The 14,163-nt window shown below is 73.1% G+C and carries 10 protein-coding genes; 8 read left to right on the forward strand and 2 right to left on the reverse strand.

Translation table 11 applies throughout. The features are described from left to right. Nucleotides 1–45: 45 nt before the first annotated feature. The 3 genes from OG711_RS28440 to OG711_RS28450 all read left to right on the forward strand — a co-directional run bounded on the left by OG711_RS28440 (nucleotide 46) and on the right by OG711_RS28450 (nucleotide 5,280). A complete protein-coding gene (locus OG711_RS28440; RefSeq protein ID WP_329561293.1) occupies nucleotides 46–627 on the forward strand; it encodes a lasso peptide biosynthesis B2 protein in 582 nt (193 codons plus the stop codon). Then, nucleotides 624–1,166 carry a GNAT family N-acetyltransferase gene (locus tag OG711_RS28445; RefSeq protein ID WP_329561295.1) on the forward strand — a complete coding sequence of 181 codons (543 nt, stop codon included), beginning with the start codon at nucleotides 624–626 and terminating at the stop codon, nucleotides 1,164–1,166. Before OG711_RS28440 ends, OG711_RS28445 begins: the two co-directional genes overlap by 4 nt. Before the next feature lie 250 nt (nucleotides 1,167–1,416). Next, the gene (locus OG711_RS28450; protein WP_329561297.1) at nucleotides 1,417–5,280 is read left to right on the forward strand and encodes an AfsR/SARP family transcriptional regulator; all 3,864 of its coding nucleotides are present in this window, start codon (nucleotides 1,417–1,419) and stop codon (nucleotides 5,278–5,280) included. 72 nt (nucleotides 5,281–5,352) lie between these two features. Here OG711_RS28450 and OG711_RS28455 read toward each other — a convergent pair whose 3' ends face one another. Then, the gene (locus OG711_RS28455) at nucleotides 5,353–6,186 is read right to left on the reverse strand and encodes an ABC transporter permease (protein WP_329561299.1); all 834 of its coding nucleotides are present in this window, start codon (nucleotides 6,184–6,186) and stop codon (nucleotides 5,353–5,355) included. Continuing rightward, nucleotides 6,183–7,211: an ATP-binding cassette domain-containing protein gene (locus OG711_RS28460; RefSeq protein ID WP_329561301.1), complete on the reverse strand. Its 1,029-nt coding sequence runs from the start codon at nucleotides 7,209–7,211 to the stop codon at nucleotides 6,183–6,185. The genes OG711_RS28455 and OG711_RS28460 overlap by 4 nt, the downstream gene beginning before the upstream one ends. 437 nt (nucleotides 7,212–7,648) lie before the next feature. Here OG711_RS28460 and OG711_RS28465 point away from each other — a divergent pair, with 437 nt between their 5' ends. The 5 genes from OG711_RS28465 to OG711_RS28485 all read left to right on the forward strand — a co-directional run bounded on the left by OG711_RS28465 (nucleotide 7,649) and on the right by OG711_RS28485 (nucleotide 14,162). After that, the gene (locus OG711_RS28465) at nucleotides 7,649–8,476 is read left to right on the forward strand and encodes an IclR family transcriptional regulator (protein ID WP_329561303.1); all 828 of its coding nucleotides are present in this window, start codon (nucleotides 7,649–7,651) and stop codon (nucleotides 8,474–8,476) included. 637 nt (nucleotides 8,477–9,113) lie between these two features. Continuing rightward, nucleotides 9,114–9,836 (forward strand): maleate cis-trans isomerase family protein, encoded by a 723-nt coding sequence (locus OG711_RS28470; protein ID WP_073791496.1) that lies wholly within the window; start codon nucleotides 9,114–9,116, stop codon nucleotides 9,834–9,836. A 51-nt stretch (nucleotides 9,837–9,887) separates the two neighbouring features. Then, nucleotides 9,888–10,871: a membrane dipeptidase gene (locus OG711_RS28475; RefSeq protein WP_073791738.1), complete on the forward strand. Its 984-nt coding sequence runs from the start codon at nucleotides 9,888–9,890 to the stop codon at nucleotides 10,869–10,871. A gap of 34 nt (nucleotides 10,872–10,905) precedes the next feature. Then, nucleotides 10,906–12,510 (forward strand): phytoene desaturase family protein, encoded by a 1,605-nt coding sequence (locus OG711_RS28480; RefSeq protein ID WP_329561306.1) that lies wholly within the window; start codon nucleotides 10,906–10,908, stop codon nucleotides 12,508–12,510. Next, a complete protein-coding gene (locus tag OG711_RS28485) occupies nucleotides 12,507–14,162 on the forward strand; it encodes an ABC transporter substrate-binding protein (RefSeq protein ID WP_073791491.1) in 1,656 nt (551 codons plus the stop codon). Before OG711_RS28480 ends, OG711_RS28485 begins: the two co-directional genes overlap by 4 nt. The last annotated feature ends 1 nt before the right edge of the window (nucleotide 14,163 follow it).

Consider the following 14,163-nt stretch of genomic DNA (forward strand, 5'->3'; position numbering starts at 1 on the left):
GCCCCGGATAAGCACACACGTACCGCGCTCACCGATGAGGCAGGAGTGATCGTCAACTACCGGACCGGCGAAACCGTCGTTCTCACCGGCGATACCCTGACCCGCTGGCTCGCCTCCCTGGAGAACAGCGCAGCACCCGTACCCATCGCCATTCGCGCCTCCGAGGTCTCCTGGGGCACCCATGAGTCACCCGCCCGACTGGAACCCTCACCTGGGTCGTCGTGGCCCTTCCGCGCGGCTGCGCTGGTGCTCCTGGTGATCACCCTCGCCGTCCGGCAGATCGGCCGCACGCGCACAAGGTTTGGCCGTTTGGTCCGCCTCGCTGAAGCAGGCCGGGAACTTCCCCTCCCCACCAGCAACCACGCCCGGCAGGCTGTCCGCTCGGTGCGCTGGGCAGCGCAGGCCCTTCCAGCCCGTATCGCGTGTCTGGAAGAGTCCACCGCCGCTTCGTTGCTGCTCATGCTCGGCGGTCGTGGAGGAGCCTGGCGGCACGGCCTTGCCACCGACCCGATACGCCTGCATGCCTGGATCTGTGACCTTCAAGGCCGTCCGATCGACGAACCCGTCCACACCGACCACTACACGCCCATCAACGCACCAGAGTCCGCATGGAAGAAGAACCGATGACCGCTCCGCATATCCTCCTGCCCGGACAGCGCGTCAGTCTGGCGATGCCCGACCGCGATCACCTGCCCGCCTACCACCGCTGGGAGAACGACCCCGGCACGATTCTCGGATTCGGCACCCAGGTCACTCAGTCGTGGGAGGTCCGGGCCGGAGGCTGGGAAGGCCAGCAGGCCAACCGCGACTATCCGCAGTTCGAGGTGATCACCACGGACGATCACAGGCCGGTCGGGATCACGACTCTTCAGATCGACGGGGCCGTGCGGACGGCGGAGTTCGTGATCCTGCTGGCCCCCGAAGCCCGGGGCCAAGGCCTGGCCCCGGAGGCCACCGCACTGACGCTTCGGTGGGCGTTCGAGTACGCCGCCCTGCGCATGGTCTGGCTTAAGGTCCTTGCGCCGAACGCATCAGGCATCGCGGCCTACCAGAAGGCAGGATTCCAGCCTGCGGGCCGCCTGCGGCAGTCCGGCTACTGGCTGGGCCGCCCCTGCGACGAGCTGCTGATGGACGCGATCGCCGACGACCACCTCGGCACCTCGTGAGTGCGCCCGATCGAGCGTCCTTCCCAGCACCGAACTAACAGATCGTGATCACTTCGTGACTCGACGCGCCGGGTGAGCCGCAATCGTCGGACCCCGCCGGGAATCCGCGAGGCGCGGGTTCCGCTTCGGCGCGCCCACCGCGAAAACGTCTCGCGGCGGGGCGGGAGTTCCGGGGAGGGTGGGGGTGTTGTGGGGTGGGAACCGCCCCGTTCCTCACCTCGTGCCTCAGGCACCGCGACAAGCGGAGACAATGGACCTCGTGCGCTACCGCATTCTCGGCACCACCCAGGCATCGCGCGCCGACGGAACCCCGCTGCCCGTCGGCGGCGCCCGGCTGCGCGCACTGCTGACCGTGCTCGCCCTGCGGGCCGGCCGTACCGTACCGGTGGCCGTGCTGGTGGACGAGGTGTGGGGCGACGAACCGCCCGCCGACGCCACCGCCGCCCTCCAGGCCCTCGTGGGACGGCTGCGACGGGCACTCGGCGCGGACGCCGTCGAGTCGGTGGAGCGCGGCTACCGGCTGCGCGCCGAGCCCGACGACATCGACCTGCACCGCTTCGAATGGCTCACCGGGGAAGGCGCCCGAGCCCTCGCCGACGGCGATCCCGCCAAGGCGGCGGTCGTCCTGAACGACGCCCTGGCCCTGTGGCGGGGCCCCGCCCTCGCCGACCTCCCCGGCCGCAACGGCGCCACCGCCCGGACGGACGCCCTGCGGCTGAGCGCCCGGCGGGACCGGCTCACCGCCGTCGTCGCCCTCGGGGACGCGGACCGCGCCCTGCCGGAGCTGACCGCCCTGTGCGAGGCCCACCCGCTGGACGAACCGCTCCAGGCACTGCGTATCCGCGCCCTGCGCGACACCGGCCGCCCGGCCCAGGCCCTCGCCGCGTACGGCACCGTCCGCGAGACGCTCGTCGAACGGCTCGGCACCGACCCCGGACCGGAACTGCGCGCCCTGCACGACGCACTGCTGCGCCCGCCCGGCGCCCGGACCGCACCCCCGGCCCCGCCCCGGGCCCCGGCAGCCCCGGCCCCGGTACCCCCGGCCCCGGTACCCCTGGGCTCCGCACCACCCGCTGCCGTATCCCCGTCCCCGGAGCCCGCGCCCCCCAGCCCCATACCTCCGGGCCCCACACCTCCGGGCCCCGAATCGCCGGACCCCGTCTCCCCGGACGCCGCGCCCCCGGACCTCATACCTTCGGATTCCGCGTCCCCGGACACCGTGCCCAGGCGCACCATCGCCACGGGCCGGGGCGCCGGCACGTACCTCACCGGACTCACCGGCCGCGCCACCGGCATCGCCCCGGCGGGCCCGCCCACCGCACCTGCCGGGCCGACGGCACCCCGGGACTCCGCCGACCAAGCGCCCACCGGCCCCTCGCCCACCGGCCCGCCCACCGCACCTGCCGGGCCGACCGCACCCCGGGACTGCGCCGCGGCCGGACGGCCGACGGCACCGGGACAACCCGCCGTACCCGCCGCGCCCGGGGACTCCGCCGCGCCCGCCGACTCCCTCGAACCCGCCGCACCCGCCGACTCCGCCGCACCCGGGGACCCCGCCGACTCCGCCGCACCCGGGCGGCCCGCCCCCGTCGGCCCCCCGGCCCAGGGGAATCTGCGGGCGCGGCTCACCTCCTTCGTCGGGCGGGAACGCGACCTCGTGGCGATCCGGGACGATCTCGGCCGGGCGCGGCTCATCACCCTGCTGGGGCCGGGGGGCGCGGGGAAGACGCGGTTGTCGCAGGAGGCCGGGGAGAGCGTCGCGGGCGATGTGCCCGACGGGGTCTGGATAGCCGAACTCGCGCCCGTCGACGACCCCGACGACGTACCGGACGCGGTGCTCACCGCGCTCGGTGCCCGGCAGACCGTGCTGCGCGGGGCCGGTGCCGAGGAGATCCGGGCCGTCACCGAACGGCACCCCGTCGAGCCGCTGGTCCGGCTCGCCGAGCACTGCGCGTCCCGCCGGATGCTGCTGATCCTCGACAACTGCGAGCACGTCGTCGGCGCCGCCGCCCACCTCGCCGAGTACCTGCTGGCCCGCTGTCCGGGGCTGACGGTCCTGGCCACCAGCCGGGAACCGCTCGGGGTGCCGGGGGAGTCGCTGCGGCCGGTGGAGCCCCTGCCGGAACCCTTCGCGATGCGGCTGTTCGCGGACCGGGGGGCCGCCGCGCGGCCCGGGTTCCGGATCGCGGACGACCCGGGCGCCGCCGCCGAGATCTGCCGCCGCCTCGACGGGCTGCCGCTCGCCATCGAACTCGCCGCCGCCCGGCTGCGGATGCTCACCCCCCGGCAGATCGCTGACCGGCTCGACGACCGCTTCCGGCTGCTGACCAGCGGCGCGCGGACCGTGCTGCCCCGGCAGCAGACGCTGCGCGCGGTCGTCGACTGGTCATGGGAACTGCTCGACGGCGACGAACGCACCGTGCTGCGGCGGCTGTCCGTCTTCGCGGGCGGCTGCGATCTGGCCGCCGCCGAGGACGTGTGCGGGCCCGCGGCCCTCGACGCGCTCGGTTCGCTGGTCGACAAGTCCCTCGTGGTCGCCGCGCCCGGACCCGACGGACCCATGCGGTACCGGCTCCTGGAGACCGTCGGGGAGTACGCCGCCGAACAACTCGACCTGGCCGACGACCGGGCCCCCACCGAACGCGCCCATCTCGTCCACTACCGCGAGGTCGCCCGTACCACCGACCCGCTGCTGCGGGGCGGCGGACAACCGGCGGCGATCCGGCTGCTCACCACCGAGTACGAGAACCTGCGGACCGCGCTGCGGCACGCCGTCGCCGCCCGGGACGAGCAGGAGTCGCTGTGCCTGGTGCTGTCCCTGGGCTGGTTCTGGCAGATCCGTGATCTGCGGACCGACGCCCGCAACTGGTCACGGGAGGCGGGCGCGCTCGGCCCCGACCCGTTCGCCCCGCCGGTGACCCCCGCGCTCCCGCTGTACGAGCCCGTCACCGCCGCCCCGCCGCCGATGCGGCCCGAGGTGCTCACCGAGGCCCGGCGCGGGGTCCACCTCATCCAACTGGCCTGCATGGACATGGATCTGGACGCCTGGCAGAACTCGGGGGCCCAGGACCGGCTGCGCAGGGTCGCCGCCACCTACCGGCCGGGGCTGCCGCAGACCTGCCGTACCCCCGGATACCTGTGGTTCTTCGCGGTGCTGCTCACCGGTGACCTGGACCAGCTGCACGAGGTCGTCGACGGGACGGTCCAGACCTGCCGGGACCTCGGCTACGCGTGGGAGCTGGGCCAGGCCCTCCAGATGCGGGCCAACATCCTCGCCAACCGCACCGAGTGGAACGGCGACGCCACCCGGGACGCCGACGAGGCCCTCGGGATCTTCCTGCGGCTCGGTGACGCCTGGGGCGCGGCGGAGTCGCTGTCGGCGCGCGGGGAGGCGTACGAGCGGCGGGGCGACCACGCGCGGGCCGCCGCCGACTTCGGGGCGGCCATCGAGCACTCGCGGAGCCTCGGCGCGCACGCGCAGGTCTCGGTGCTCAGCGCGCGGCTCGCGGGCGTCTGGCTGGAGATCGGGGGCGCGGACGCGCTGCGGGGCGAGGAACTGCTGCGCCAGGTGATCCACGACAACGCGGAGCAGGGCAACAACGGCGCGATGCCGACCTCGCGGCTGTTCCTCGCGATGTATCTGGGCCGGACCGGGCGCCGGGCCGAGGCGCGGGAGCATCTGCGGCTGCTGCGGGAGAAGTTCACCGCGGCCGGGTTCGTCGTCTTCGACGGGTTCATCACCGGGATCGAGGCATGGCTCGACATCCTCGACGGGGAGTTCGACGCGGGTCTCGCGAAGCTGCGGACCGCGCTGGTCGGGGCCGCCGACCCGATGTGCCGGATGATGGCACCGCACCTCGGGGCGCAGCATCTGCTGACCGGCGCCCTCGCGCTCGCCCGACGCGACGGCGGCGCGCGCGCCCGGGACGCGGCGCTGCTGCTGGGCGCGTCCCGGGCGCTGCTGCCCGCGCGGCACTGCGACACGGCCGCGGACCGTGAGACATGGGCCGCGGCCGAGAAGGCGACCCGCGCGGCGCTGGACCCGGAGGTGTTCGACGCGGCGTTCGCGGAGGGCGCCGGACTGACCCTGGAGACCGCGAGCGCGCTGGTGTGACCGGCCCCCCTCACCGGGTTTCCCGGGCTCGCGTTCCCGCCCGGCGGGAACGCGGGCCCGGGGGTACGGCCGTCAGGTCCGGGTGCGGTACTTGTGGATCGCGACCGGGGCCATGACCGCGGTGATCGCGCCCGACCACAGCAGGACCATCAGGACGTCGTGGGCCAGCGGGCCGCCGTTGATCAGGTTGCGGGCGGCGTCCGCGAGGGACGACAGCGGGTTGTAGCCGGTGAACGTCTGGAGCCAGCCGGGCATGGACTCCGTCGGCGCGAAGATGGACGAGCCGAACTGGAGCGGCATCAGGACCAGCATGGCCATGCCCTGGATGGCCTGCGCGTTCTTCATCATCACACCCATGGTGAGGAAGATCCACATCAGGGCGGAGCCGAACACCAGGGACAGTCCGACGGCGGCCAGCAGGCCCGGCACGCTGTCCACGGACAGTCCGATGGCGAAGCCGACGGCGAGCAGGATCGAGGTCGCGACGAGCATCCGGCCGATCTCGACGATGATCTTGGCGATCAGCACCGAGGAGCGGGCTATCGGCAGGGAGCGGAACCGGTCCATGACCCCCGTCTGGAAGTCCTGGTTGAATCCGGTGCCCACCCCCATCGCGATGTTCATGCCCATCATCGCCATCAGGCCCGGGACCACGTAGTTGACGTACGTCTCCTGGTCGCCCGCGATCGCGCCGCCGAAGACGAACACGAACAGCAGGGTCAGGACGATCGGCATCAGTACGACGTCGAACATCGACTCCGGGTCCTGTCTGATCCACAGCAGGTTCCGGCGGACCAGGGCGGTGGTGTGGCGGACATGGGCCCGCGGACCGATCCGGCTCTCGTCCTTGTGGACGGCCGGGGCGGCGGGTGCGTCGGTGGGCGGCTTCAGGGTCGTGGCGCTCATACGGCGGCCTCCTCCAGGGCGGGGGCGGGGGTGTCCTGCCCGGTGGTCGGCCGGTGGCCGGTGAGGGACAGGAACACCTCGTCCAGGCTGGGCAGTTCGGTGGTGATCGAGGCGAGGGTGGTGCCCCGGGAGGAGAGCAGCGTGACGACGGCGGTGAGCTGTTCGTCGCTGAGGATCGGGACGAGGACGGTGCCGGAGTCGGCGTCGACGGTGGCGAGGCCCAGGCCGGTGAGGCCGGAGTCGTCGAGCGCCCTGGCGGTGGGCCACAGCTCCTGCGGGTCGGTGGGGCGCACCCGCAGGGTCCGGCCGCCGACCTTGGCCTTCAGGTCGTGGACCTTGCCGCCCGCGATGACCTTGCCCCGGTCGATGACGGTGAGTTCCCCGGCGAGCTGTTCGGCCTCCTCCATGTACTGGGTGGTGAGCAGGACGGTGACCCCGTCCCCGACCATCCGCTTGACCTCGTCCCACACCTCGTTGCGGGTACGGGGGTCGAGTCCCGTCGTCGGCTCGTCCAGATAGAGGACGGCCGGGTCGCCGATCATGGACGCGGCGAGGTCGAGCCTGCGGCGCATCCCGCCGGAGTACGTCTTCGCGGGTCGCAGCGCGGCCTCCGTGAGGGAGAACCGCTCCAGGAGTTCATCGGCCCGCGTCCGGGCGCCCTTGCGGGTCAGGTCGAGGAGGCGGCCGATGAGGATCAGGTTCTCGCGGCCGGACAGCTTCTCGTCCACGGAGGCGTACTGGCCGGTCAGGCCGATCACCCGGCGCAGCGCGTACGGCTGGCGGACCACGTCGTACCCGGCGACGGTCGCGGTGCCCGAGTCCGGGGTGATCAGGGTGGACAGGCACCGTACGAGGGTGGTCTTGCCGGCGCCGTTGGGACCGAGGACCCCCATCACCGTGCCCTCCGCGACATCGAGGTCGACCCCGTCGAGGGCCTTCGTCGTGCCGTAGTGCTTGTGGAGTCCCCGGACGGATACGGCGATGCCCCCGGCGGAGTTTCGGGTGGTGCGGTCGGATCGGCTCATGCGTCGAGCGTGCCATCCGCCACCGACAGTCCGCCGACACGGAACGGGGTCCCGGCCCGGTCCGGGCGGCGGAGCACCGACAGATCGCCTACAGATCACCGACAGACCGTCCACAGGCCCGCCGAGAGCCCGCCGACAGGTCCGCCGACGGGTCCGCCGACGGGTCCGGGCAAGTTCGCCGACAGGTCCGCCGAGGGGCCGTCGTGGGCGGTTCGGGCGGGGTGCGCCGGTCCGGGTGCGCGCGGGCCCCGGCGCGGGCGGCCCGGGTGGGCGACGGGGAGCGCGGGGGCGGGGCGGACCGCGAGGTGACGGGGGGTGGTGGCTATGTGATAATCCCGTCCGATAGATCACGCAGCCCTCACGGATCGCCCAGGAACCCTCCGCTGCGGCGGGGCCCGCGTCCGGCTCGTGCTTCCCGAGGGAGAGGACCGGGTGTGATGGCCACCGCGAACGGACCGGAGCCTGAGCCGTCGGACGACGCGGACCGGGGGGCCCGGGGCGGCGGCACCGTACAGATCGTGGACCACGCGCTGCTGGTGCTCAAGGCCATCGCCGACGCCGACCGGCCGCGCGGGGTACGGGAGCTGAGCCGCGATCTGCTGATCAGCAAGAGCTCCACCCAGCGCATCCTCGCCTCGCTGGAACGGGTGGGCCTCGCGGTCGCCGACGAGAGCACCCGCAAGTACGTGATCGGCCCCGCCGCGCTCACCCTGGCGTGGAAGCACGCCGCCAACAGCGATCTGGTGGGCGCCGCCGCCGAGGTCACGGCCCGGATCGCGGCCGTGACGGGGGAGACGGCCTGTGTCTCCACCGTCGTGGACGGCCGGCGGGTCACGGTGCACGAGGTGGAGAGCTCCCAGCCGCTGCGTCTGATCACCGGTGTGGGCCGGCCGTACTCGCTGTTCGCGGGCGCCACCGGCCGGATGCTGCTGGCGATGCTGCCCAAGGAGCGGCTGGAGCACCTCGTACGCGAGCACACGGCGGCCGGTTCCGGCTCCGGCCCCGGTGACGACGGCGATGACGCCGCGACGCTGACCCGTCGCGTCGAGGAGACCCGCGCGCGCGGATACGCGTTCAGCCGGGGCGAGTGGATCAACGGCGGCTGCGGGGTCGCCGTACCGATCGGCACCCAGGGGACCGTCAGCGCCGCGCTGAGCATCTACGGGCCCGAGGCGCGGCTCACCGACGACCGGATGACCGAGCTGGTCCCCGTCCTGCGGTCGGCCGCCGCGCAGATCACGCTGCGCTGGCACCAGCCGGGCTGACCGTCCGGCCCGGCTGACCGTCCGGCCCCGCTACCGACCAGCCGGGGTGACCTGTCCGGCCCGGGTAGCTGTCCGGGCCTCGCACCCGCGCCGTACCGCCGCGCCCCGCCCGGCTCTGACCTCCCCGGCCCCGGTAGGCCGTCCCGGCCGTCCCGGCCGAGCACACCCCCGGCCCGTCCCCGTGGCCGTCGTCCCAGCGCCCCGCCCGTGAGGTCCCCTCACCGGCGGGGTCCTTCGTCGTGCCCCGGACCGCCCGTCGCGGTGGTACCCCGGACCGTCCGGCACGCCTTTCACCAGCAGGGCGGTATCCGGCCATCGGTTTCGTCCGATGATCGTCTCCGGTTGACCTCACTACACCCATTGACCTCGCTCGAACGGCGTAGGTACGTTGTCCCAAGCGATCTGGTCCACTGTCCCAGATCGAGGAGGGTGTCAGTTTCCGGCCGATCCCGGAAGGCGCCGGAGGGCATCCGCCCCGCACGGGCTCCACAAGGTTCCGGCCAGGAGCCGCAGGTCCCGCCCGGTACGCGGGGGGTCAGGGCGACCGCGAGAACCGCCCGCGCCGCCGAACGTCGCGTCGCTACGCGAAAACACTCGACAGTTCCGTAGATAACCCGAAAATCAGGAGAAGTGCCATATGCTGCTCGGCTGGCGTGCACGAATCGGACAGATCCGCCCCGCGACCGCGATCGAGGGAGCCGAGGAATGGCGCTCGGTGGCGCCCACCGGTGTCGCCTTCGCGGACGCCCGCACCATCGTTCCCCGGGTCGACGCGGAGGGGCTGCGGGTCATGATGGGCCAGGTGCTCGAAGCGTCCCGGCAGCTCGCCACCGCCAAGGTCGACCTGATCGTCCAGTGCGGCGCCCCCGGCACCTTCATCCCGGGAGTGGGCACCGACCAGAAGGTCACCGACGAGATCACCGCCGAGACCGGTGTCCCCGCGATCACCATGATGCAGGCCACGGTCGACGCCCTGCGCGCCGTCGGCGCCACCTCGGTCGCCGTCGGCAGCATCTACACGGACGAGGTCAACGAGGCCCTGCGGGTCTACCTCACGGCCCTCGGCTTCGAGGTCGCCGCCGTCGAGGGACTCCAGATGACCGACCCGTACGAGGCCAGCGTCCATGACGCCGACAGCGCGTACCGGCTCGGCCGGCGGCTGCACAAGGCCGCCCCCGACGCCGACGCCCTGCTGATCTCCTGCGGCACGTTCCGCACGTTCGAGGTGCTGCCGTACCTGGAGATGGACACCGGCCGTCCCGTCGTCACCAGCAACCAGGCGTCGCTGTGGGCCGCGCTGCGCCACCTCGGACTGCGCGACGAGATCCCCCAGCTCGGCCGCCTCGGCCGGACCGTCTGACCCGGTCCCGCCCCCGAACACCCGCCGCCCGGCCGAACAAAGGAAATGAACGTGCTCGTCGACGCATTGCAGTTCGTGAAGCCCGCCCGGGAACGCTTCGAGGAGTGGCACGCCGCGGGGATCACCGCGGTCCACGCGACCGTCGCGATCTGGGAGGACTCCACCGAGACCATGCGCGAGGTCGGCCGCTGGCAGCGGCTGCTCGCGGAGAACGCCGACCTGCTGTGCGAGGGCCGCTCCGCCGACGACATCCGCGCGGCCGGTGAGCAGGGCCGCACCGCCGTCGTCCTCGGCTTCCAGAACAGCAGCCCCTTCGAGGACGACCTCGACCTCGTCGGCGCCTTCCACCAGGCGGGCGTCCGGATCGCCCAGCTCACCTACAACACCCAGAACTCCGCGGGCGCGGGCTGCTGGGAGGGCGACGACGCGGGACTCTCCCGCACCTACGGCGTCAACCTGGTCCGGGAGATGAACCGGGTCGGCATGCTCATCGACATCTCCCACTGCAACGAGCGCACCTCCCTGGAAGCCCTGGAGACCTCCGAGCGGCCCGTCGCCGTCACCCACTCCAACCCGCGCGGATTCGTCGGCGAGGACGTGGAACTCGCGTTCCGCAACAAGTCCGACACCGTCCTCAAGAAGGCCGCGGAGTCCGGCGGTGTGGTCGGCCTCAGCATGTACCCCCGGATCGCCCCGAGCGGCGTCGACTGCACCGTCGCCCAGTTCTGCGACATGGTCGCCTACACCGTCGAACTCATCGGCGTCGACCATGTCGGCCTCGGCTCCGACTACTACGCCGGACAGGGCGACGAGGAACTCCACTGGTGGCGCCAGGGCCGCTGGAGCCGCAAGCCCATGGTGCCGATCTCCGGGCCCGTCGAGTTCCCCGACTGGTTCGCCGCCGGCCGCGGCTACGCCGACGTCCAGGCGGAACTCCTGCGCCGCGGCTTCACCGACAGCGAGGTGGCGCGGATATCCGGCGGCAACTGGCTGCGCATGTTCGAGTCCGGCTTCGTGGCCGGTCCGGCGAACTGACCCCCGGCCTAGGCCAGGGAAGGAGCCGACCGTCATGAACCGGTACGACGCCGTGATCGTCGGAGGCGGCCACAACGGGCTGGTGGCCGCCGCCTATCTGGGCCGCGCGGGACTGCGGGTCGCCGTCCTCGAAGCCAGGCCGCAGCTCGGCGGGCCCTGCGGCGGCTACGAGTTCCTGCCCGGCCGCAGGCTGTCCTTCACCAACTCGCCCGGCTCGCTCAACCCGGCCGTGGTCACCGAACTCGGGCTCGCCGGGCACGGTCTGCGCTTCGTCCGCGCCGACCCCACCGTCGTCCAGCAGTTCGGCGGACGCAGCTTCCTCGGCTGGCGCGACCCCGCCCGGGTCGACGCCCAGCTCGACGCGTTCGCCCCCGGCGAGGCCGACCGCTACCGGGCGCTGATCAGCGGCCTCGAACGGCTCGGCGCGAGCCTGCGGGTGTCCCTCGACGCGGCGCCGCCCACCCTGGACGTCCTGCGCGAGCGGCTCACCGACCCGGCCGACAAGGCCCTGTTCGCCGAGGTCTTCGACGGCAGCCTCACCGATCTGCTCGACGGACATCTGCGCTCCGACCAGGCCAAGACCCTGCTCGCGATGCTCGCCCTCAACGCGCACCTCGTCCCGCCCTCCGCCCCCGGCACCGCCGTCGGCCTGATGATGCGGCCCTTCGCACTGGCCGCCGCCGGCGCCGGACGGCCCGCCGACGCCGAACGCGTCGCGCTGCGCGGCTCGACCGGACTGCCCGTCGGCTCCATGAGCGCGATCATCGACGCGCTGGCGAGCAGCTGCCGCGCCCACGGCGTGGAGCTGCGGACCAGCGCGCCCGTGGACCGTGTCCTGCACGGACCGGACGGGGTGCGGGGCGTGGTCACCGTGTGCGGCGAGGAGTTCACCGCGCCCCGGGTGATCTCGGCGGTCAACCCCGTCCATCTCTTCCGGGACCTGCTCGACGACACGGCGATGGGCGCCACCGTCCGCGACGAGATCACCGCCACCCCGATGCGCGGCTCCGCGTTCAAGGTGGTCCTGGAGGTCGACTCGCTGCCCGGGTACGCCGGACTGCCCGACGGCACCGACCCCGACCGGGTACGAGCCTGCCAGTTCCGGGTGGGCGCCCCGCTCGACGGGATCGAGGAGTCGGTCACCGCCGCCCTCGCCGGACGGGTCGCGGGCCGCCCCCTGGTGTGGGGACTGGTCCCGACCCTCACCTCACCCGGGCTCACCCCCCGGGGCACCCACCTCATCAGCGTCAACGCCTGGCACGCCCCGCACACCCCGCACGACGGCCCCTGGGACACCACCCGCACCGAGGAGTTCGGCCGCGCCTGCGTCGACACGCTCGCCGCGCTCATGCCGGGCATCGCCGACCGGATCGTGGCCCACCGCTTCATGAACCCCGTCGAGATCGAGAACGAACTCGGCCTCCCCGGAAGCAACATCACCCACGGCGACATGCTGCCCGTGAATCTCTTCGGCGCCCGGCCGCACCCCGCCGTCGCGGGGTACCGCACCCCGCTCACCGGCTTCTACCTCAGCGGGTCGGGGACCTGGCCCGGCGGCTACGTCACCGGGACCCCGGGCCGCAACGCGGCCACCGCGGTCCTGACCGACCTCCACGACGAACAAAGGCGAACACCATGAGGCTTTCGCTCCGCCACGGGCCGCCCCGCCCGCGAAGACCACGCCCGCGAGGAGCACGCCTGCGTGCGGCCGTCGCCACCGCGGCCGTCACCGGGGTCCTCCTCACCGGATGCGGCGCCAACCCGTCCTTCGGACGCGACCCGCACACCCTCGTCATCGGCGCCGAGGGCGAGATACCCGCCCTCGACCCGCACCGCCTCTCGGGAACCGTCGGACTGCGGGTCACCGACGCCCTCTTCGACCCGCTCATCCGCGAGGAACTCGGCACCAGGACCGACCGCGCGCCCGCCCTGCGGCCCTCGCTCGCGAAGTCCTGGACGGTCGCCCCCGACGCCCTCACCGTCACCCTGGCACTGCGCGAAGGCGTCACCTTCACCGACGGGACGCCGTTCGACGCCGCCGCCGTCCGCACCAACTTCGACCGGATCATGGACGAGAAGTCCCCGGTCCACGACCCCACCGCCGCCGGGAACATGAAGTTCCTGACCCGCTGGATCGAACGCGTCGACGTCACCGGCACCCACACCGTCGCCCTCCGGCTCACCCGCCCCTACGCGGGACTGCCCCGGATGCTCACCGACCGCCGGATGTCGATCATCAGCCCCCGGGCGCTGCGCGCCCACCGGCCCGACGACATCGGCCTGCACCCCGTCGGCACCGGCGCCTTCACCCAGGACAAGGCCGACCACGGCAAACGCGTCACCCTCAAGCGCAACGACGACTACTGGGGCGGCGCACCCCGGACCCCCACCATCATCGTGGAGTCCGTCACCGACCCCACCACCCTCGCCATCGCCGCCCAGACCGGCGAGATCGACGCGATCCTCAGCGCCGGGGCCCAGCAGGTCCAGCAGCTCGCCGGACGCGGCACCATGACCGTCCAGTACCCCGAACCCGCCAACCAGTACTTCCTGCGCCTCAACACCCGCACCGCGCCCACCGACAACACCACCTTCCGCCGCGCCCTCAACCACGCCGTCGACCGCGAGGCCGTCGCCACCCTCACCGGCGGCCAGGTCGCCCCCTCCACCGGACCCCTGCCCCGCGGCAACGAGGCCTACCAGGAACCCTCCGCCGGCGCTGCCACCGCCTACGACCACGACCCCGAACTGGCCCGCCGCCTCATCCGGGAGAGCGGGGTGCCCACCCCCGTCCGCCTCAAGCTGCTCGCCCCCGACAGCGGCCCCGGCTTCTCCCAGGCCACCGAGATCATGTCGCTGATCCAGCAGGACCTCAAAGCCGTCGGCGTCCGCCTCGACGTCCAGTACATGGAGTTCGCGTCCCTGGTCGCCGTGGAGGGCAAGGGCTACGAGAACGGCACCCACGGCTCGTTCAACGGCTGGACCACCGGCGCCGACGCCGCCGACTTCCTGGAACGGATGTTCAGCGGCGCGCTCCACCCGCCCGACGGCGTCAACCGCGGCTGGTACCGCGACGCACGCGTCGACACCCTCCTCGACCGGGCCCGCGGCGAACCCGACGAGAACCGCCGGATGTCGCTCTACCGCCAGGCCGCCGACGGGATCGGCGCCGACGCCCCCTGGGTCTTCCTCTACCAGGACCGGCTGCCCCGGCTGCTGAGCCGCAAGATCGACGGAGTCGTCCCCGCCGCCTCCGTCTACGTCGACTACACCACCATCCGCCGCCGGTGAG

The organism is Streptomyces uncialis, from assembly GCF_036250755.1.
Taxonomy (GTDB): Bacteria; Actinomycetota; Actinomycetes; order Streptomycetales; family Streptomycetaceae; genus Streptomyces; species Streptomyces uncialis.